Raw genomic sequence first — 21114 nt, 5'->3', positions numbered from 1 at the left:
GAAATGCTGTATGCCCTTCTCGCCCCCATGGCCGATGAATTCATCGCCTTCAACGTCTTCCGCTACATCACCTTCAGGACCGGCGGGGCGCTGCTGACGGCGCTGATCGTCGCCTTCGTGATCGGCCCGCGCCTGATCGCCTGGCTGAAGCGCAAGCAGCGCGACGGTCAGCCGATCCGCGAGGACGGTCCGGAGAGCCATCTCGCCAAGAAGGGTACGCCGACCATGGGCGGGCTGATGGTGCTGGTCTCCATGATCGTCTCCACGCTCCTCTGGGCCGACCTCTCCAACCAGTATGTCTGGATCGTCCTCTTGGTGACGCTGGGCTTCGGGCTGGTCGGCTTCGGCGACGACTATCTGAAGCTGACGCGGCGCAACACCAAGGGGCTGCCCGGACGCGGCAAGCTGGCCTTCCAGATCCTGGTCAGCGCCGTCGCGGCATCCTGGTACATCGCCATCACCCCCAGCCCGCTCGATACCGGCCTGGCGATCCCCTTCTTCAAGGACCTGCTGATCAATCTCGGCTTCCTCGCCGTGCCGTTCGCAATCTTCGTCATGGTCGGCGCGTCGAACTCGGTCAATCTGACCGACGGGCTGGACGGGCTGGCCATCGTGCCGGTGATGATCGCGGCGGCCTGCTTCGGCCTCATCTCCTACCTCGCCGGCAACGCCATCTTCGCCGAATACCTCCAGATCCATTTCGTCATCGGGTCGGGTGAGCTTTCGGTCTTCTGCGGCGCGCTGATCGGGGCCGGGCTCGGCTTCCTCTGGTTCAACGCGCCGCCGGCCATGGTCTTCATGGGCGACACGGGCTCGCTGTCCATGGGCGGCGCGCTGGGGTCGATCAGCATGATGACCAAGCATGAGCTGGTGCTGGCCATCATCGGCGGCCTGTTCGTGCTGGAGACGGTGTCGGTGATCGTCCAGGTCGCCAGCTTCCGGATGACCGGCCGCCGCGTCTTCCGCATGGCCCCGCTGCACCATCATTTCGAAAAGAAGGGCTGGGCCGAACCGACCGTCGTCATCCGCTTCTGGATCATCGCCGTCGTGCTGGCGATGATCGGCCTGTCCACGCTGAAGCTGAGGTGACCATGACCGGCATCGATCTCAGCTTCCTGGAAGACCGGACCGTCGCAATCCTCGGCCTCGGCAAGTCCGGGCTGACGGCGGCCAAGGCGCTGAAGGCGTCCGGCGTCCGCGTCGTCGCCTGGGACGATGGCGCGCCGGCCCGCGCGGCGGCCGAAGCGGCCGGCATTCCCACCGCCGACCCGGCCAACGACGATTTCGCCCGCGCCGACATGCTGGTGCTGAGCCCCGGCATCCCGCGCCGCCACCCCGCGCCGCACCCCGCCGTGGCGGCCGCCCTGGCGCGCGGCGCGGTCGTCGCCAACGACATCGACCTGCTGGGCATGGTCCAGGCCGGCGCAAACTGGCTGGGCGTCACCGGCACCAACGGCAAGTCGACCACCACCGCCCTGATCGGCCATTTGCTGAAGGAAACCGGAATCCGGGCGGAGGTCGGCGGCAATCTGGGCACACCGGCCCTGGCGCTCGCGCCGCTGGGTCCCGAAGGTTGGTACGTGCTGGAGCTTTCCTCCTACCAGCTTGAGACGGTGAGCGCGGTTCGCTGGGACGTCGGCGTGCTGCTGAACGTCACGGCCGACCATCTGGATCGCTATGCCGGGATGGACGATTACGTGGCGGCGAAGGCGAAGCTGTTCGCCCACCAGCCGACCGGCGCGGTGGCGATCATCGGAATCGACGACGATTGGTGCCGCGGCCTTCATGAGACGCTGGCGAAGCGGCCGAACCGCCGCGCCATCGCGATCTCCTCCCAGCACCCCGTTCCGGGCGGCGTCCATGCCGTGGACGGGAAGCTGATCGACGATCTGGATGGCAAGGCCGCGCCGGTCGCGGACCTTCGCGCCATCCCCACCCTTCCCGGCGCCCATAACTGGCAGAACGCAGCCGCCGCCTACGCCGCCATCCGGTCCGTCGGCGTGCCGGCCGACCGGATCGCGGCGGCGCTGAAATCCTTCCCCGGCCTTGCCCACCGGCAAGAGCTGGTGGCGACCATCGACGGCGTCCGCTTCGTCAATGACAGCAAGGCGACCAACGCCGACGCGGCGGCCAAGGCGCTGGGCAGCTACGACCGCATCTACTGGATCGCGGGCGGCAAGCCCAAGCCCGGCGGGCTGGAGGCGCTGGATCCCTGGCTCGACCGCATCGCCCACGCCTATCTGATCGGCGAGGGGGCGGAGAAGTTCGCCGGCTATCTCGGCGCGCGGGTTCCGCACGAGATATCGGGCGATCTGGAGACCGCCGTCCGCGCCGCCGCCGCCCGCGCCCGCCGCGACGGGGCGAGGAACGCGGTGGTGCTGCTGTCGCCGGCCTGCGCCAGCTTCGACCAGTTCGCGAATTTCGAGGAGCGGGGCCGCGCCTTCGCGACCGCCGTCAACGGGCTGACCGAGGGCGGCCGCACCGCGTTGGCGGGGGGAGGACGCTGATGGTCCTGCTCGACCGCACCGATACCTCCGTCCTTGGCCGCTGGTGGTGGACCGTCGACCGCTGGACGCTGGCGGCGCTCGGCCTCCTGGTCGGATTCGGCGCGATCCTGATCGCCGCCGCCAGCCCGCCGGTGGCCGAACGGATCGGCCTGGCCGAATTCCACTTCGTCTATCGGCACATCACCTATCTGACGCTGTCGCTGGGCGTGCTCTTCATCACCTCGCTGCTCAGCCCCACCGGCGTGCGGCGGCTGTCGGCGCTGATGCTGGTCGGCGGCATCCTTGGCCTCGCCGCGACGCTGGTCGTGGGTGTGGAGATCAAGGGCGCAACCCGCTGGGTCCAGCTTCCCGGCATCTCCGTGCAGCCTTCGGAATTCGTGAAGCCGGCCTTCGCGGTGATCGCCGCCTGGCTGTTCGCCGAACAGAAGCTGCGCGACGGCTTCCCCGGCTACCTCGTCTGCACCGCGATCTTCGCGGTGATCGTGACGCTGATGCTGATGCAGCCGGATCTTGGCATGGCGGTGGTGATCACCGCCGTCTGGGGCACCCAGTTCTTCCTGGCCGGCCTGCCGATGGCGCTGGTGATCGTGCTGTTCGTCCTGGCGGTCGGCGGCATGGTCGGCAGCTACTTCGCCTTTCCCCACGTCGCCAGCCGCATCGACCGGTTCCTCGACCCGTCCAGCGGCGACAGCTACCAGATCAACCGGTCGCTGGAGGCGTTCATGAATGGCGGCGCCTGGGGCGTCGGCCCCGGCGAGGGAACGGTGAAGCTCTACCTTCCCGATGCCCACGCGGACTTCATCTTCGCCGTGGCGGGAGAGGAATTCGGCCTCTTCTGGTGCCTCATTCTCGTCGCGCTTTTCGGCTTCATCGTGCTGCGCGGCTTCGTCCGCGTCAGCGACGACAACAACCTTTTCGTCCTCCTGGCCTCCGCCGGATTGCTGATCCAGTTCGGCCTGCAGGCGCTGATCAACATGGGTTCCACACTGCATCTCATCCCCACCAAGGGCATGACTCTGCCCTTCGTCTCCTATGGCGGCTCCTCCCTTCTCGCGATCGGCTTCGGCATGGGCATGACGCTGGCCCTGACGCGCCGACGCCCCGGCGCGGGAGGCTCGCCATGACCGCCGCCGCGATGGACCGGAAGACGATCGTGCTGGCCGCCGGGGGCACCGGCGGGCACATGTTCCCGGCCGAGGCGCTGGCGGGCGAACTGCTGGATCGCGGCCATCGGGTCGTTCTGGTGACCGACCGGCGCGGCCAGACCTTCGGCGACCGGCTGGCGCAGGTGGAGACCTTCCGCATCCGCGCCGCGACCATGGGACGCGGGTTTGTCGGCAAGGCCCGCACCGCGACGGAGCTTCTGATCGGCTACGGCCAGGCGCGCGGCATCCTGCGCGGGCTGAACGCCGATGCCGTGGTCGGCTTCGGCGGCTATCCCTCCGCCCCCACCGTCTTCGCCGCCGGCCGGCTGGGCCTGCCCGTCGCGCTGCATGAGCAGAATGCCGTGCTGGGCCGGGCGAACCGGATGCTGTCGGGCAAGGCGAAGCTGATCGCCACCTCCTTCCCCGGCATCGTGGGGCTGAAGCCGGAGCAGCGGACGCTGATCACGCTCACCGGCAATCCCGTCCGTCCCGCGATCGCCGCCGTCGCAGGCGCGCCCTACCGGACGCCGCGCGGAAGCGACCCGGTGCGGCTGCTGATCCTCGGCGGCAGCCAGGGCGCGCGCATCTTCAGCGAGATCGTGCCCGCCACCCTGGCCCTCCTTCCGGCGACCCTGCGGGCGCGGCTGCATGTCAGCCAGCAATGCCGGCCGGAGGATCTGGAGAAGGCGCGGAAGGCCTATGCCGGAACCGGTATCGAGATCGATTTGTCGGACTTCTTCAAGGACGTGCCCCGCCGCCTGACCGACGCGCATCTGGTCATCTGCCGGTCCGGCGCCTCCACCGTCGCGGAGCTGGCGGCCGTCGGCCGGCCGGCGATCCTGGTGCCCTACCCCCACGCCATGGACGATCATCAGAGCGCCAACGCCCGCGGCTTCGTCACCGCCGGCGGCGGCTGGCTGGTGCCGCAATCCGACCTGGACCCCGAAAGCCTGGCCCGCCAGATGGCCGACCTGATCGACCAGCCCGACCGGCTGGCGCAGGCGGCCGCCAACGCCGCCGGCTTCGGCGCGCTGGACGCCGCCTCGCGGCTGGCCGACGCCGTGCTGAAGCTGGCCGGGGCGGCGACCAACGGCAATGGCGGCCACGCCCATCGGGAGGCCGCCGAATGAGACAGATGCCCCTCGACATCGGGACCATCCATTTCGTCGGCATCGGCGGCATCGGGATGAGCGGCATCGCGGAGGTGCTGTGCAATCTGGGTTATTCCGTGCAGGGATCGGACGTGGCGGAGAACGCCAACGTCCAGCGCCTCCGCACGCTGGGCGTCCGGGTCGCCATAGGCCATGCGGCGGAGAATATCGGCGACGCCGCCGTCATCGTCGTCTCCTCGGCCATCAAGCCCGACAATCCGGAGCTTCAGGCAGCCCGCGCCTCCATGGTTCCGGTCGTCCGCCGGGCGGAGATGCTGGGCGAGCTGATGCGGCTGAAATGGTCGATCGCCATCGGCGGCACCCATGGCAAGACGACCACCACCTCGCTGGTCGCCACCATGGTCGACGCCGCCGGCTTCGACCCCACCATCATCAATGGCGGCATCATCAACGCGCTGGGCACCAACGCCCGTCTGGGCGCGGGCGAATGGATGGTGGTGGAGGCCGACGAGAGCGACGGCACCTTCACTCGGCTGCCGGCGACGATCGCGGTCGTCACCAACATCGATCCGGAGCATCTGGATTTCTACGGCGATTTCGACGCCGTCCGGCACGCCTTCGAACAGTTCGTGACCAACATCCCGTTCTACGGGTTCGCCGCGCTCTGCATCGATCATGCGGAGGTCCAGGCGATGATCCCGCGCGTGCTGGACCGGCGCGTCGTCACCTATGGGATGAGCCCGCAGGCCGATGTCCGGGCGATGAATGTCCGCATCACGTCCGGCGGGTCCAGCTTCGACGTGGTGCTGACCGACCGCGCCTCGGGCCGCCGCCGGACGCTGCGGGACCTGTTCCTGCCGATGCTGGGCCACCACAACGTCCAGAACGCGCTGGCCGCCATCGCCATCGGCGCGGAGATGGAACTGTCGGACGAGAAGATCGCCCAGACGCTGGCCGCGTTCGGCGGCGTCAAGCGGCGCTTCACCAAGACCGGCACGGTCAACGACATCACCGTGATCGACGATTACGGCCACCACCCGGTGGAGATCGCGGCCGTGCTGAGCGCCGCGCGAGCCGCCGTCTCTCAAGCGGGTGGCCGGGTGATCGCGATCGTCCAGCCGCACCGCTACAGCCGGCTTCAAAGCCTGTTCGAGGAATTCTGCACCTGCTTCAACGACGCCGACGCCGTCATCGTCGCCGATGTCTACGCCGCCGGCGAAGCGCCGATCGAGGGCGCGAGCCGCGACGCGCTGGTCGAGGGGCTGCGGACCCACGGCCATCGTCTGGCGATCCCCCTGCCCGGCCCCGACCATCTGGCCGACATCGTCAAGGAAGCGGCGAAGCCGGGCGATCTGGTCGTCTGCCTGGGCGCCGGCAACATCACGCAATGGGCCAACGCCCTGCCGGCGCAGCTTGCCGAGCGGCTGGGCGTGGCCTTGACGGAGGCGCGCGGATGATGCCGGCCGTCAGCCCCCTTCCCCGCCTGATCGACCGGCTGCCCGCCGTCCGCGGCCGGCTGACCGAGAACGCGCCCCTGTCCCAGGTGACCTGGTTCCGCGTCGGCGGACCGGCGGACGTTCTCTTCAAGCCCGCCGACCGCGACGATCTCGCCGCCTTCCTGGCCGGCTGTCCGGAAGACGTGCCGATCACTGTCATCGGCGTCGCCTCCAACCTTCTGGTCCGCGACGGCGGGGTGCGCGGCATCGTCATTCGGCTGGGCCGCGACTTCGCCGGCATCGAGGCGGCTGGCGACACGATCGTCGCCGGCGCCGCCGCGCTGGATGTCAACGTCGCCCGCGTCGCGCAGGAAGCCGGCCTTTCCGGCATCGAATTCCTGGTCGGCATCCCCGGCACGATCGGTGGCGCGCTCCGGATGAATGCCGGCGCCTACGGGCGGGAGGTGAAGGATGCGCTGCGGGAGGCGACGGCGCTGGATCGACAGGGGAACCTCCACACCCTGCCGCTCGCCGAGTTGGGGCTCGCCTACCGACATTCGGACGTCCCGGCGGACTGGATCTTTACCGGCGCGGTCTTCGAGACGGCTCCCGGCGATCGCAACGCCATCGCAGCGCGGATGAAGGAGATCACCGACGCGCGGGGCTCCACCCAGCCGATCCGGTCGCGCACCGGCGGGTCGACCTTCGCCAATCCGGACGGCCACAAGGCCTGGCAGCTTATCGACGCCGCCGGCTGCCGGGGGCTGCGGATCGGCGGCGCGCAGGTCAGCGAGCAGCATTGCAACTTCCTGCTCAATACCGGCGACGCCACCGCCACCGACATCGAAGGGCTGGGCGAGGAGGTCCGCCGCCGGGTGCGCGACGCGTCGGGAATCGAGTTGCGCTGGGAGATCAGGCGCATCGGGGAGGCCGCCCATGGCTGAGCGGATCGCCATCCTCCATGGCGGCTGGTCCGCCGAGCGTCCGGTCAGCCTGGTCAGCGGCGCGGCGGTGGCCAAAGCGCTGAAGGAGCGCGGGCACGATGCCTACCTGATCGACGTGACCCGCGACCTGCCGGCGCTGATCGACGCGCTGACGCCGCGCCCGGCGATCGTCTTCAACGCCCTGCACGGTCATGGCGGGGAGGACGGCACGATCCAGGGCGTGCTGGACATGCTGGGCCTGCCCTACACCCATTCCGGCCTGCTGCCGTCCGCCATCGCCATGTCCAAGCCGGTAACCAAGCGCCTGCTGGCCGACCACGGCGTGCGCAGCCCGAAGGGCGTTGTCGCGCCGCGCGACCGGGTGGCGACCAGCCATGTCATGCCGCCGCCCTATGTGGTGAAGCCGGCGGCCGAGGGCTCCAGCTTCGGCGTCCGGATGGTCGGATCGAACGACAACGCGCCGCCGCTGGACGTGAAGGATTGGACCTTCGGCGAGGACGTGCTGGTGGAGGAATACATCCCCGGCCGGGAGCTGACCGTGGGCGTCATGGGCCACCGCGCGCTGACCGTCACGGAGATCACCCACCAGCACGGCTTCTTCGACTACGACGCCAAATACACGGCCGGCCACGCCGTCCATGTCCTGCCGGCGGAGATTCCGCAGGACGTGTTCGACGAGGCGATGCGCGTGGCGCTGCTGGCCCACCAGGCGCTGGGCTGCGCCGGCATCAGCCGCAGCGACTTCCGCTATGACGACGGCCGCCCCGGTCTGGAGGGGCTGTACTTCCTTGAGATCAACACCCAGCCCGGTTTCACGCCGATCAGCCTGGTGCCGGAGCAGGCGGCCCATGTCGGCGTGTCCTTCGCCGATCTGTGCGAATGGCTGATGGAGAACGCGACATGCCCCGCATGAGCGCCCAGCGTCAATCCACCGCACGCGGCCGGTCCGCGCCCGCCAGGCGGCCCGCCCCCTCCCGGACGCGCCAGCGCATGATCCGCTTCGGCCTGCCGGGCGCGGCGCTTGTCCTGCTGCTGGGCTTCGGGACATGGGCGTGGGCGAGCGGCTGGGCCGCCGCCACCGCCACCCGGCTGAACGAGGGCTTCTGGCGGATGACCGCGGACGTCGGCTTCTCCGTCCAGGAGGTTCTGGTCGTCGGCCGGGGAGAGACGGACAGGGATCGGATTTTGGCGGCGCTGGGGATCGAGCGGGGCGATCCGATCCTGCGCTTCGATCCCGACGACGCGCATGCCGCCCTCGCCGCCCTGTCCTGGGTCCGCAGCGCGACCGTGGAGCGCCGCCTGCCGAACACCATCTTCATCCGGCTGGAGGAACGCCGGCCGCTCGCCATCTGGCAGAACGAACATGACCTGAAGGTCATCGACCAGGACGGACGGGTTCTGGCCGACGGCGGCATCGCCGCCTTCTCCGACCTGCCGCTCCTGGTCGGCCCGGACGTGCCGGAGCATGCGGCGTCGTTCCTCTCTCAGGTCTACGCCGAACCGACGATCGCCGAGCGTATGGACGCGGCGGTCAGGGTCAGCGGCCGGCGCTGGGACCTTCAACTGGAGAACGGCGTCACCATCCGGCTGCCGGAAGGCGACGAGGCGGAGGCGCTGGCCCGGCTGGCCGACGCGGCGGCCGCTTCGGAACTGTTCGAACGGGACATCGTCGCGATCGACCTGCGGCTGGCCGATCGGCTGGTGATCCAGACATCTCCGATGGCGGCCGAGCGGCGGCGGCTGCCGGAAGAGAACACGTGAGCCGGCGGGAGGCATCGAGGGGGAATCATGGGATTTAACGGCGTCCGCAAAATACGCACGAAGCCCAGGGGCGAGGTCATGGCCGCGCTCGATGTGGGCAGCACGAAGGTCGTCTGCTTCATCGCGCGGATCGAGGACAATGGCCGTCCGCGGGTCATCGGCATCGGCCATCAGGTCAGCCGTGGCGTCCGGGCCGGGGCCATCATCGACATGGACGCGGCGGAGAAAGCCATCGGCCACGCCGTCTCTTCGGCCGAACAGATGGCCGGCGAACAGATCCGCGACGTCATCGTCAACATCTCCGGCGGCAACCCCGCCTCCCAGATGATGGGGGTGGAGGTCTCCATCGCCGGCCACGATGTCGGCGAGGACGACCTGCGCCGCGCGCTGCGCGCCCAGGGGCCGAACCGCATCCCGCCGGACAGCGAGATCCTGCACGCCATCCCCGTCAGCTACGCCATCGACGGCGCGCGCGGCATCCGCGATCCGCGCGGCATGTTCGGCGACCGGCTGGGCGTGGACATCCATCTAGTGACCGCCGGGTCGGGCCCGCTACGCAACCTGGCGACCTGCATCAGTCGCTGCCATCTGGAAACCGACGGCTACGTCGTCAGCCCCTATGCCGCCGGCCTGGCCTGCCTGGTCGAGGATGAGATGGAACTGGGCTGCACCGTGATCGACATGGGCGGCGGGGCCACCTCCATCGCCGTCTTCATGGAAGGCAACCTCGTCTTCGCGGACTGCGTGCCGGTGGGCGGCGCGCACGTCACCAACGATATCGCGCGCGGTCTGACGACGCCGGTCGTCCATGCGGAGCGGATGAAGACGCTCTACGGCTCCGCCATTCCCAGCGTGTCGGACGAGCGGGAGATCATCGACGTTCCCCAGGTCGGCGAGGAAGAGCCCGCCCAGGCGAACCACGTCCCCCGCTCCCTCCTGACCGGCATCATCCAGCCGCGCATGGAGGAGATGTTCGAACTGGTGCGCTCCCGCCTGGAGGCCAGCGGCTTCGAGAAGGTCGCCGGCCGTCGGGTGGTGCTGACCGGCGGCGGCTCGCAGCTCCAGGGCGTCCGCGAGCTGGCGCAACTGATCCTGGACAAACAGGTCCGCATGGGCCGCCCGCTGGCGATCCACGGGCTGGCCGAATCGACCTGCGGTCCAGCCTTCTCCACGGCCACGGGGCTTCTCGCCTACGCCGTCCGCAACCAGGGCGACCTGGCCCTGGTCGGGGTCGGCGCGGACGAACCGCCCGAGGGGCTGTGGAGCAAACTAGGAGGATGGTTCCGTGACAACCTCTGATCCCCCCAGACCTGAATCCATCCCGGAACCGACAACCAGACCAACCGCCGTTCTCGCGGCGGGCCCTGCGCCGGGGTCTAGCGGCGAGACAATGGCAACCACGAAATCGAGCGAGAGGGAGACGGCACGTCATGATTAATCTCGGAATTCCCCAGAACACCGTCCAGATGCATCCGCGTATCACCGTGGTTGGCGTCGGCGGCGCCGGCGGCAACGCCGTCAACAACATGATCAAGTCCAACCTGGAAGGGGTGGAGTTCCTGGTCGCCAACACCGACGCCCAGTCGGTGCAGGGCAGCCTGGCCGACCGCAAGATCCAGCTCGGCAACGGCATCACCCAGGGCCTCGGCGCCGGGTCGCGGCCGGACATCGGGCGCGCCGCGGCCGAGGAGGCGCTGGAAGAGGTGATCAGCTACCTCGAAGGCAGCCACATGGTGTTCATCACCGCCGGCATGGGCGGCGGCACCGGCACGGGAGCGGCCCCCGTCATCGCCCGTGCGGCGCGGGAGCAGGGCATCCTGACCGTCGGCGTGGTGACCAAGCCCTTCCATTTCGAGGGCGCGCACCGCATGCGCATCGCCGAGGCCGGGCTGAACGAGCTGCAGCAATATGTCGACACGCTGATCGTGATCCCGAACCAGAACCTGTTCAGGATCGCCAACGAGAAGACGACCTTCGCGGACGCCTTCAAGATGGCCGACGACGTGCTGCATTCCGGCGTCCGGGGCGTCACCGACCTGATGGTCATGCCGGGCCTCATCAACCTCGACTTCGCCGACATCCGCACCGTGATGTCAGAGATGGGCAAGGCGATGATGGGCACGGGCGAGGCCGAGGGCGACCGCCGGTCGGTGATGGCGGCCGAGGCCGCTATCTCCAACCCGCTGCTGGACGACGTGTCGATGAAGGGCGCGCGCGGCGTCCTCATCAACATCACCGGCGGCCTGGACATGACCCTCTATGAGGTCGACGAGGCGGCCAACCGCATCAGGGACGAGGTCGACGCCGACGCCAACATCATCTTCGGGTCGACCTTCGACGAATCCATGGAAGGACGGGTCCGCGTCTCGGTCGTGTCCACGGGCATCGATCTGGAGGCGGCCGCCGGCAACCGGCCGGGGGTGACCAATCTCAGCCTGGTCAGCGACCGCACGGCCAAGACGGCTCCGGAAGCCCCGCGTCCGGCCGCCGGCGGGTTCAGCGCGGCGACCGCCATGCGGCAGCCCTCCTCCGTCCGTCAGCAGCCGATGGGCGGCGCCCCCTCCCCGGCGGCCCGCGCTTCGGCCGGCCCGGCCATGGCATCTGCCGCGGCCCTCAAGCAGCCGGAGCCTTATGAGGAGCACATGATGGGCGAGGCCGAGATGCAGGCGGAGCCCGAGGCCATCGACCCGATGTCCTATGCCGAACCGCTGCCGGAAGCGCCCCGCGCCGAACGCCGGGAAGGCAACTTCATCGCTCCCCGCCCGATGGAGGCTCCGGCCCGCGCCGCCGGCCCGGCCTATGGCCATGCCGAAGGCCACGGCCGGGGCATGGTCGACACCGCCCGGCGCGGGTTCAGCCTGTTCCGCCAGGTGACCGGCCTGATGCGCGATGGAGAGGACGCCCATCACGCTCCGGCCGAACACCGCCCGGCGCCCCAGCAGGCGGCCGCTCCCGCCCCGGCCCCGCGCCAGGCCCCACCGGCCACGTCCTACGGCCAGCCGGCGCAGCCCGCCCAGACGCGGTTCAGCGGCTTCGACAACAGCCGGGGGCCGCTGCCCAGCGCGGAGGACGAACAGCTGGACATCCCGGCCTTCCTGCGCCGCCAGGCCAACTGACCGGCCGTCGTTACCGTCCCCCGACAGTTGTGTCGCGGGACGGTAATAAACGGTAACAAAGAGTGATTTGTATGCTCCAGGCGATGTTGCTACCTAATCGCCTGGAGCTTTTTATTTTTGATCTTCCGGGGAAGAGTTCCGCCGCAGCCTTTTGACAGGGCTCGGATTTTCCAAGGCCGGCGGATCGGTCGTCGGCCCCCAACGATGGTAGCGCACCTTGTCCTTCCCGACCGTCACCTCCGAGGGTTCTTCCCAGAAGACCCTGAAATCCGCGATCCATTGCAGCGGCGTCGGCCTCCATTCGGGCCGCAACGTCTCCATGACGCTGCGTCCGGCGGACGTGAACACGGGCATCACCTTCATCCGCACCGACCTTAAGGCCGGGATGCGGGTCATCCCCGCGATCTGGGACCGGGTGGTCGACACCCGCCTCTGCACCGTCGTGGGCAATGAGGACGGCGCCACCGTCGGGACGATCGAGCATCTGATGGCTGCCCTCCGCGGCTGCGGCGTCGATAATGCGGAGATCGAACTGGACGGGCCGGAAGTGCCGGTCATGGACGGCAGCGCCGCGCCCTTCGTCTTCCTGATCGAATGCGCCGGGATGACCTCCCAGGCCGCCGCCCGCCGGGCCATCCGCCTGCTGCGCCCCGTGGAGGTCTCCGACGGCGACAAGCTGGCAAGCTTCACCCCGTCCGTCGGCTGCTCCTACAGCATGCTGATCGACTTCCCCAGCCGGGCCATCTCCCGCCAGCAGGGCTACGTCAAACTGGAGAACGGGTCCTTCAAGGATGAGATTTCCCGCGCCCGCACCTTCGGCTTCCTCCAGGATGTCGAGATGTTGAAGCGCAACGGCCTGGCGCTCGGCGGCTCGCTCGACAACGCCGTCGTCGTCAATGGCGACAAGGTGCTGAACGAGGACGGGCTGCGCTTCCAGGACGAATTCGTGCGCCACAAGATCCTGGATTCGATCGGCGACCTCTACCTCGCCGGCGCTCCGGTGCTGGGCCATTTCCACGGCGTCAAGTCGGGCCACGCGCTCAACAACAAGCTGCTGCGGGAACTGTTCGCGGACGAGAGCGCCTGGATCTACGACACGATGGGCGCCGTCGAGACCCTCCCCACCTGGGAAGCCGCCCCCCTCGCCCGTACGGCCTGACGCCGGCCGGCCGTTCTGGCCCTCCCCTCCCTCGCGTCGTCATGCCGGACTTGATCCGGCATCCATGCGCCGTCCGCCATTTGCACGGGCGGCGCTTCTTCTTCGCCGGCGGCGCGGCACAAACGGCCTATGGATTCCGGATCAAGTCCGAAATGACCAACAAAAACAACGTCATGCTGGACTTGATCCAGCATCCATGCGCCGCCGGCCGGGAACGACCGTCTTGCCGACGCCCCATCAAAGGACTAAATTCCTTTGACCGGACGGCGAACGGAGACGGAAATGATGACGAATGATAACAAATGATGACGCCGGAGAAAGCGTCCTTTGCCCGATGTCGCATCCTGGAGTCCGTGTGCTATAAGGGGCGCCACGGCATGACCTTATGGATTCGATATCGGATGTACCGCCAGCGCCTCCTCGCCGCCGCCGGCTTGGCCCTGCTTCTCTCCGCCTGCTCCAGCGACGAAGAAGTCGTCTATATGGAGCGGCCGGCGGAGGAGATCTACGCCGCCGCCCAGGCCGAACTGGCCGAGGGCAACGAAAGCCAGGCCGCCGACCTGTTCGACGAGGTGGAGCGCCAGCACCCCTATTCCCAATGGGCGACGCGCGCGCAGTTGATGGCCGCCTACGCCCATTACGAGGACCTGGAATATGACGACGCGATCATCGCGCTCGACCGCTTCATCCAGCTCCATCCGGGCAATGAGGATATCGCCTACGCCTATTATCTGAAGGCCCTGTCCTATTACGAACGCATCTCCGACGTTCAGCGCGACCAGCGGATGACCGAACAGGCGATGGGCGCGCTGCGGGAGGTCGTCCAGCGATTCCCCGCGACCGAATACGCCCGTGACGCGTCGCTGAAGATCGACCTGACGCTTGACCAGCTTGCCGGCAAGGAGATGTCGATCGGCCGCTGGTATCTGGGCCAGGGCCACTACAACGCCGCGATCAACCGCTTCGAGAACGTCGTCGAGAACTACCAGACGACGACCCATGTGCCCGAGGCGCTGCACCGGCTGACGGAGGCTTATCTGTCGCTTGGCCTGGTCCAGGAGGCGCGCCAGACGGCGTCCGTGCTGGGCTATAACTATCCCGGCAGCGAATGGTATCTGGACAGCTACGCCGTGCTGGTCGACGAGAGCGTCCGGCCGGAGGATGAGGGCGGCCTGCTGGATATGATTTTCTGATCGCCATGCTGGTTGGCCTGTCGATCCGGAACATCGTTCTGATCGAGCAGTTGTCGCTGTCTCTGGGGCCGGGGCTTTCGGCCCTGACCGGCGAGACTGGCGCCGGCAAGTCCATCCTGCTGGACGCGCTGGGCCTCGCGCTTGGCGGACGCGGCGATAGTTCCCTTGTCAGGCACGGCGCCGATTCGGCGTCGGTGACGGCCGAATTCGACCTTGCCCCGAGCCACCCCGCCATCGCCCTGCTGCGCGAGCAGGAGCTGGAGGCCGAAAGCCCGCTGGTGCTGCGCCGCAGCGTCTCCGCCGACGGCCGCAGCCGCGCCTTCGCCAATGATCAGCCGGTCAGCGTCGGACTGCTGCGCCAGATCGGCGAGACGCTGGTCGAGGTCCATGGCCAGTTCGACACCCATGGCCTTCTGAACCCCCAGACCCACCGCGACGTGCTGGATGAATTCGCCCAGTCGGCAGGCGCGCTGAACCAGGTGTCCGGCCTCTGGTCCGAGTGGCGGGGGGCCGAACAGGCGCGCGCCGAGGCCGAGTCCGACCTCGCCCGCATCAGGGCGGAGGAGGATTACCTTCGCCATGCGTTGGAGGAGTTGGACCAGCTTGGCCCCGAGGCGGGCGAGGAGGACCGGCTGGCCGAGCGCCGGTCGATGCTGATGCACCGGGAGAAGCTGGCGGAGGCGATCAACGCCGCGCTGGCCGACCTCAGCCTCGGCGACCGCAGCGCCGAACGGCTGCTGGGCGCGGCGCAACGCCACCTCCAGCGGGTCGCTGACAAGGCCGGCGGACGGCTGGACCCGATCCTGGAGACGCTGGACCGGGCGCTGACCGAGGCGGTCGACGCCGTCGCCGACATCCAGAGCCTGAGCGCCGACATGGAGCTGGATGTGGACGATCTGGAGACGCTGGAGGAGCGGCTGTTCGCGATGCGCGCCGTCGCCCGCAAGCATAATGTCGAGGTCGACGCCCTGCCGGACCTGCGGGCCGATTTCCGGCGTCGCCTGGACCTCATCGACGATCAGGGCGGCGCGATGGGCGCGCTGGCGACAGCGGCGCGGCAGGCGAAGGAACGCTATCGCGCGGCCGCCGCCGCCCTGTCCGACGCGCGCAAGGCCGCCGCCGCCCGTCTGGACAAGGCGGTGGGCGGGGAGCTTGCGCCCCTGAAGCTGGAGAAGGCGCGCTTCGCGACTCTGGTCGAGCCGCTGGAGGAAAGCGATTGGGGGCCGGCGGGGACCGATCGAATCGCCTTCCAGGTCTCCACCAACCCCGGCGCGCCGCCGGGCCCGCTCAACCGCATCGCGTCGGGCGGCGAGCTGGCGCGCTTCATGCTGGCGCTGAAGGTCGTGCTGGCCAGGTCGGGCAGCGTCGCGACGCTGGTGTTCGACGAGGTCGACACCGGCATCGGCGGGGCGGTCGCCGACGCGGTGGGCGAACGGCTGGGCCGGTTGAGCGAGCATCATCAGGTGCTGGTCGTCACCCACAGCCCGCAGGTCGCGGCGCGGGCGGAGGCGCATCTGCGGGTCGCCAAGGCGGCGGCGGGCGACCATGTGGCGACCACCGTTTCGACCCTGGACGCGACGGAAAGGCGGGAGGAGATTGCCCGCATGCTGTCCGGCGCCACCATCACCAACCAGGCTCGCGCCGCCGCCGACAGCCTGATGGCCGGGCGCGCCTGACAGACAGGAAAAGGGCAGAAGAGGATGGGCGAGGAATTGCGCCGCCGGCCGGTCGAGGACCTGACGCAGGAGGAGGCGGCCGAGGATCTGGCAGCCCTGGCCGGAGAGATCGCGCATCACGACAAGGCCTACCACCAGAAGGACGCGCCGGAGATCTCCGACGCCGATTATGACGCGCTGCGCCGCCGGAACGACGCGATAGAGGCGCGCTTCCCGGAACTGCGGCGCGAGGACAGCCCTTCCCGAACCGTCGGCGCGGCGCCGGCGGCGGGGTTCCGCAAGGTCCGCCACGCGGTCCCGATGCTGTCGCTCTCCAACGCCTTCGACGATGACGATGTGCGGGAGTTCGAGGCGCGGGTCCGGCGGTTCCTCAATCTCGGTTCCGACGCCGACCTGGCGATCGTCGCGGAGCCCAAGATCGACGGGCTGTCCGCCAATCTGCGCTATGAGGATCGGAAGCTGGTCCACGCCGCGACCCGAGGCGACGGCGCGGAAGGCGAGGACGTGACCGCCAACGCCCGGACCATAACCGACATCCCCGACACACTGCCGCCCGACGCGCCGTCGATCGTGGAGATCAGGGGGGAGGTCTATATGGACCGGCGGGAGTTCGTGGCGCTGAACGAACGGCAGGCCGAGGCGGGAAAGCCGGTCTTCGCCAACCCGCGCAACGCGGCCGCCGGATCGATGCGGCAGCTCGACCCCAGGATCACGGCGGCGCGGCCTCTCGGCTTCTTCGGATATAGCTGGGGAGAGGTCTCCGAACCGCTGGGCGACAGCCAGTGGGAAATCCGCAAGCGGCTGAAGGCCTGGGGCTTCAGATTGAACGAACCCAGCCGCCTCTGCCACGGCATTGAGGAGATGCTGGAGCATTACCACGAGATCGGCGACGGCCGGGCGGAACTGCCCTTCGACATCGACGGCGTGGTCTACAAGGTCGACAGGATGGACCTTCAGGAACGGCTGGGCTTCGTCAGCCGCGCGCCGCGCTGGGCCACGGCGCACAAATTCCCCGCCGAACAGGCGCAGACCGTCCTGAACGAGATCACCATCCAGGTCGGCCGCACCGGCGCCCTGACCCCTGTCGCCAATCTGGAGCCGATCACCGTGGGCGGCGTCGTGGTCAGCCGGGCGACCCTGCACAATGAGGATGAGATCGCGCGCAAGGACGTTCGCCCCGGCGACACCGTCATCGTCCAGCGCGCCGGCGACGTCATCCCGCAGATCGTCTCCGTGGTGCTGGAGCGGCGGCCGGAAGGCGCGGAACCCTTCGCCTTCCCCGACAAATGCCCAGAATGCGGGAGCGACGCCGTGCGGCCGGAGGGCGAGGTCATCCGCCGCTGCACCGGCGGGCTGGTCTGCCCCGCCCAGGCGGTCGAACGGCTACGCCACTTCGTCAGCCGCGACGCCTTCGACATCGAAGGGCTGGGCGACAAGCAGATCCGGGCGTTCCATGAGGATGGCCGGGTCATGCGGCCGGCCGACATCTTCACCCTTGAGGCGCGGGAGGATCGCCGGCTGGACAAGCTGGCGAACAAGCCCGGCTGGGGCAAGACCTCCGTCGCAAACCTGTTCAAGGCGATCCACGACAGGCGGCGCATCCCGCTCGACCGCTTCGTCTATGCGCTGGGCATCCGCCAGGTAGGCCAGGCGACGGCCCGGTTGCTGGCCCGGCATTACGGCGCGCTGGACACGCTGGCCGAGGCCATGGAGGCGGCCGGCGACCGGGAGGGCGACGCCTACCGCGACCTGACGAACATCGACCAGGTCGGCCCGTCGGTCGCCGACGACCTGGTCGCCTTCTTCGGCGAAGAGCACAACCAGCAGGTCATCGACGATCTGCTGGAGACCGGGCTGGAGGTGGAGCCGTTCAAATCCTCCGGCAAGGTCGAAAGCCCGGTCGCGGGCAAGACCGTGGTCTTCACCGGATCGCTGGAGACGATGAGCCGGCCCGAAGCCAAGGCCAAGGCGGAGAATCTGGGCGCGAAGGTCGCGGGCTCCGTCTCCAAGAAGACCGATTATGTGGTGATCGGCGCCGACGCCGGGTCGAAGGCCGCGAAGGCCCAAGAGTTGGGCGTGACGACGCTGACCGAGCAGGAGTGGCTTGAGCTGATCGGCGGCTAGTCGGCCAACGTCAGCCCCTCATCGCCTATCCGCATGGTGACGCGTCGGCCGATCGGCAGGGTCGCCTTGTCCTGGGCGTGGCCGATCGCGGCGTTGGTCGCCACCGGATAGGGGGCGTCGGCGAAATGTTCGGCCAGCAGATGGTCGATATCGCCGCCCAGCCCCGCCGGCCGCTCGTCGATCTCCGCGATCCGGCCGACGATGAGGCCGGCCAGCCCCTCGAACAGGCCGGTCTGGCGCAGATGGAACAGCATCCGGTCCAGATGGTAGAGCGGCTCCCGCCAATCCTCCACGAAGAGGATGCGGCCGGTAAGGTCTTTCGGCATCCAGGGCGTCCCGACGAGGGAATGCAGGAGCGTCAGGTTCCCGCCGATGAGCCGGCCGGTCGCCTCCCCCGCCACGATGGGCCGGGCAGCACGGTTGAGGCTTGCGATCTCCGCCGCCGGGAAGCGGCCCTCCAGCAGCGCAAGCAGGGCCCGCTCCCCTACGGGAACCTCGCCCTTCGCGATCTCCTTCAGCACCGGACCATGGAACGTCTCCATCCCGGTCTCCGCGTGGATCGCGATAAGCAGCGCGGTAATGTCGCTGTAGCCGACCAGCGGCTTCGGATTGCGGCCGATCAGCCCGTAATCCAGCGATCCCAGCAGCCGTCCGCTGCCATAGCCGCCGGCGACGCACAGCAGCGCCGCCATCTCGGGATCGGCAAATCCCTCCTCGACCGCGCGGCGGCGCATCTCGTCCGGCCCGGCGAGCCGTCCCTTGCGCCCCGTCAGCCCCGCATGGCGCCTGGTCCGGTAGCCCAGCGCCTGGAGCCTTGCCTCCCCGGCCTCCAGCAGATCATCGGGCGTCCAGTCCGCCGGCGCGATCAGTCCGATCGTGTCGCCGGAGCACAGAAGCCTCACAGCGCCGCCGTCGCAGCATCCAGCCAGGCGCGATCGGCATCGTCCAGCCCGGGCGACACGATTTCCCGGACCCGGGCGTGGTAGGCGTCGACCCACTCCCGCTCCGCCTGGAACAGGAGCGAGGCGTCGATCAGCCGCCGGTCGATCGGCGCCAGGGTCAGAATCTCGAAGGAATGGAACGGCTTGCCGCCCTCGCCCGCAACTTCGTCCGTCTGGACGGCGAGAAGGTTCTCGATCCGGATGCCATAGGCCCCGGTCTTGTAGTAGCCGGGCTCGTCGGAAAGGATCATCCCCGGCTCCAGCGCCACGGTATTGGGCAGCTTGGATATCCGGGCCGGCCCCTCATGGACGCCCATATAGCTGCCGACGCCATGGCCGGTGCCATGGTCGTAATCCAGCCCCTCCTCCCACAGGAAGCGGCGGGCCAGCACGTCGAGCTGACTGCCGCTGGTACCCTTGGGGAACCGTGCGACGGCCAGAGCAATATGGCCCTTCAGCACCAGGGTGAAGTGGCGGCGCATGGCCGCTTCGGGTTCCCCGACAGCGATCGTCCGGGTGATGTCGGTGGTGCCGTCGAGATATTGCGCGCCGCTGTCGACCAGATAGAGCGTCCCCGGCTCCAGCCGCCGGTTGGTTTCGGGGGTCGAGCGGTAATGCACGATGGCCCCGTTGGGCCCCGCGCCGGAGATGGTGTCGAAGCTGAGATCGCGATAGAGCGCATCCTCCGCCCGGAAGGCGCGCAGCCGTTCGGCGGCCGTCAATTCGTCGATCGCGCCGCCCGGCGCTTCGCGGTCGATCCAGGCCATGAATCGTGCGATTGCGACGGCGTCCCGTTCATGCGCATTGCGCGCGCCCGCCAGTTCCACCGGGTTCTTCCGGGCGCGAGGCAGGGCGCAGGGGTCCGGCCGCCTGCGGATATCCGCTCCCGCCTTCTTCAGCCGGTCCAGCGTCCAGGCCGACGCCGTCCCGGGATCGACGGAAACCGGCCGGCCGGACGCGAGGCCATCCAGCGCCTCGCCGAACGAATCCATGGGCAGGATGACGACCCGGTTGCCCAGATGCCCTTCCAGACCCGGCGCCAGCTTCCTGCGATCGATGAACAGATCGACATCGCCGGAAGCCTTGAGGATCGCGAAGGATAGCGGCAGCGGCGTGCGCGGCACGTCGCCGCCTCGGATATTGAGCAGCCAGGCCACGGATTCCGGGGAGGTCAGCACGGCGGCGTCGATACCGTCCTTCTCCAGCCCGGCAGCCAGTGCCGTCCGCTTCTCTTCCGCCGACCGGCCGGCATACTCGATCGGATGAGGCAGCACCGGCGCCAGCGGCATCGGCGGCTGATCGGTCCAGACTGCGTCGACGGGATTGTCCTCGACCGACACCAGCGCCGCGCCCTTGCGCTCCAGCGCCTTGCGCATCCCATCGGCCCAGGGGGCGGTGTGCAGCCAGGGGTCGAAGCCCAGCCGGCTGCCTGCGGTCAGCGCCTCGGCCGCCCATTCGGCGTGCGGATCCTCCGTCAGATGCCTGAACTCGAACGCCTCGCCGTCGACCTGGTCGCGCACCTGCAGGGTGTAGCGCCCGTCGACGAACATGGCGGCCCTGTCCCGCAGCACGATGGCGAGGCCGGCCGATCCGGTGAAGCCGGTCAGCCAGGCCAGCCGTTCCGTCCGGGCCGGCATGTATTCGCCCTGGAACTGGTCGGCGCGCGGAATGACGAAGCCGTCCAGATCGCGGCGCACCAGTTCTTCCCGCAAGAGCCGCAGCCTGTCGCCGGGCGCGGTCAGAGAAGGCTTGGCGGAGAGACGGCGCAGGGCGTCGTTCAGCCGCCGTTTCAGATCGTCGGATGCATCGGGCGCGACCAGCACGGTCCAGGCATCGGGGTCCGCCGCCTCCGGCGCGGCCGCGACCCCTTCCAGAAGGGAACGGAAGGCGTCGAGGGTTCCCCGGAACCCGGTCTCCTCCATCAGCGGGGCGAGCAGGCTATCGTCGGCGAAGGCGGTCTGGTCGGGGGTCATGAGGGAAAGCGTCTCCATCTGCGCGTT

General features: G+C 69.0%; 17 protein-coding genes. 15 read left to right on the top strand and 2 right to left on the bottom strand.

The window, feature by feature from the left end; genetic code table 11:
* The first annotated feature begins 3 nt into the window (after positions 1-3).
* The 15 genes from mraY (at position 4) to ligA (ending at position 18173) form a co-directional block, all read left to right on the top strand.
* Positions 4-1089: a phospho-N-acetylmuramoyl-pentapeptide-transferase gene (gene mraY, locus AAFN89_RS14490; RefSeq protein WP_347539787.1), complete on the top strand. Its 1086-nt coding sequence runs from the start codon at positions 4-6 to the stop codon at positions 1087-1089.
* Between the two features lie 2 nt (positions 1090-1091).
* The gene (gene murD, locus AAFN89_RS14485) at positions 1092-2507 is read left to right on the top strand and encodes a UDP-N-acetylmuramoyl-L-alanine--D-glutamate ligase (protein WP_347539786.1); all 1416 of its coding nucleotides are present in this window, start codon (positions 1092-1094) and stop codon (positions 2505-2507) included.
* Positions 2507-3631 carry a putative peptidoglycan glycosyltransferase FtsW gene (locus AAFN89_RS14480; RefSeq protein ID WP_347539785.1) on the top strand — a complete coding sequence of 375 codons (1125 nt, stop codon included), beginning with the start codon at positions 2507-2509 and terminating at the stop codon, positions 3629-3631. Before murD ends, AAFN89_RS14480 begins: the two co-directional genes overlap by 1 nt.
* A complete protein-coding gene (gene murG, locus AAFN89_RS14475; protein ID WP_347539784.1) occupies positions 3628-4782 on the top strand; it encodes an undecaprenyldiphospho-muramoylpentapeptide beta-N-acetylglucosaminyltransferase in 1155 nt (384 codons plus the stop codon). The genes AAFN89_RS14480 and murG overlap by 4 nt, the downstream gene beginning before the upstream one ends.
* Positions 4779-6221, top strand: a complete 1443-nt coding sequence (murC, locus tag AAFN89_RS14470) for a UDP-N-acetylmuramate--L-alanine ligase (RefSeq protein ID WP_347539783.1) — start codon at positions 4779-4781, stop codon at positions 6219-6221. Before murG ends, murC begins: the two co-directional genes overlap by 4 nt.
* Positions 6218-7144 (top strand): UDP-N-acetylmuramate dehydrogenase, encoded by a 927-nt coding sequence (murB, locus tag AAFN89_RS14465; RefSeq protein WP_347539782.1) that lies wholly within the window; start codon positions 6218-6220, stop codon positions 7142-7144. Before murC ends, murB begins: the two co-directional genes overlap by 4 nt.
* Positions 7137-8057, top strand: coding sequence for a D-alanine--D-alanine ligase (locus AAFN89_RS14460; protein WP_347539781.1), 921 nt, complete (start codon positions 7137-7139; stop codon positions 8055-8057). Before murB ends, AAFN89_RS14460 begins: the two co-directional genes overlap by 8 nt.
* Positions 8045-8905, top strand: a complete 861-nt coding sequence (locus AAFN89_RS14455; RefSeq protein WP_347539780.1) for a cell division protein FtsQ/DivIB — start codon at positions 8045-8047, stop codon at positions 8903-8905. Before AAFN89_RS14460 ends, AAFN89_RS14455 begins: the two co-directional genes overlap by 13 nt.
* Positions 8906-8983: 78 nt before the next feature.
* A complete protein-coding gene (gene ftsA, locus AAFN89_RS14450; RefSeq protein WP_347539779.1) occupies positions 8984-10204 on the top strand; it encodes a cell division protein FtsA in 1221 nt (406 codons plus the stop codon).
* Positions 10205-10335: 131 nt separating this feature from the next.
* Positions 10336-12021, top strand: coding sequence for a cell division protein FtsZ (gene ftsZ, locus AAFN89_RS14445; RefSeq protein WP_347539778.1), 1686 nt, complete (start codon positions 10336-10338; stop codon positions 12019-12021).
* Between the two features lie 217 nt (positions 12022-12238).
* Positions 12239-13180 carry a UDP-3-O-acyl-N-acetylglucosamine deacetylase gene (gene lpxC / locus AAFN89_RS14440; protein WP_347539777.1) on the top strand — a complete coding sequence of 314 codons (942 nt, stop codon included), beginning with the start codon at positions 12239-12241 and terminating at the stop codon, positions 13178-13180.
* 41 nt (positions 13181-13221) lie between these two features.
* Complete coding sequence (locus tag AAFN89_RS14435; protein ID WP_347539776.1) at positions 13222-13476, top strand: hypothetical protein; 255 nt, start codon at positions 13222-13224, stop codon at positions 13474-13476.
* 105 nt (positions 13477-13581) lie between these two features.
* Complete coding sequence (locus tag AAFN89_RS14430) at positions 13582-14373, top strand: outer membrane protein assembly factor BamD (protein WP_347539775.1); 792 nt, start codon at positions 13582-13584, stop codon at positions 14371-14373.
* A gap of 5 nt (positions 14374-14378) precedes the next feature.
* Positions 14379-16049 (top strand): DNA repair protein RecN, encoded by a 1671-nt coding sequence (recN, locus tag AAFN89_RS14425; protein ID WP_347539774.1) that lies wholly within the window; start codon positions 14379-14381, stop codon positions 16047-16049.
* A gap of 24 nt (positions 16050-16073) precedes the next feature.
* On the top strand, positions 16074-18173 hold the full coding sequence (gene ligA, locus AAFN89_RS14420; protein ID WP_347539773.1) for an NAD-dependent DNA ligase LigA: 2100 nt from the start codon (positions 16074-16076) through the stop codon (positions 18171-18173).
* Here ligA and AAFN89_RS14415 read toward each other — a convergent pair.
* Both AAFN89_RS14415 and AAFN89_RS14410 read right to left on the bottom strand, forming a co-directional pair.
* Positions 18170-19075, bottom strand: coding sequence for an LD-carboxypeptidase (locus AAFN89_RS14415; protein WP_347539772.1), 906 nt, complete (start codon positions 19073-19075; stop codon positions 18170-18172). The two genes, ligA and AAFN89_RS14415, sit on opposite strands and share 4 nt — an antisense overlap.
* Entirely contained in the window at positions 19072-21105 is a 2034-nt protein-coding gene (locus AAFN89_RS14410; protein WP_347539770.1) for an aminopeptidase P family protein, read from the bottom strand. Before AAFN89_RS14410 ends, AAFN89_RS14415 begins: the two co-directional genes overlap by 4 nt.
* Positions 21106-21114 lie beyond the last annotated feature (9 nt).

This window comes from Inquilinus sp. CAU 1745 (assembly GCF_039839375.1).
Lineage (GTDB): Bacteria > Pseudomonadota > Alphaproteobacteria > DSM-16000 > Inquilinaceae > JBDOQU01.
Note: the sequence above shows the minus strand (reverse complement) of the source record. Positions and strands in the feature narration are given on the sequence as shown.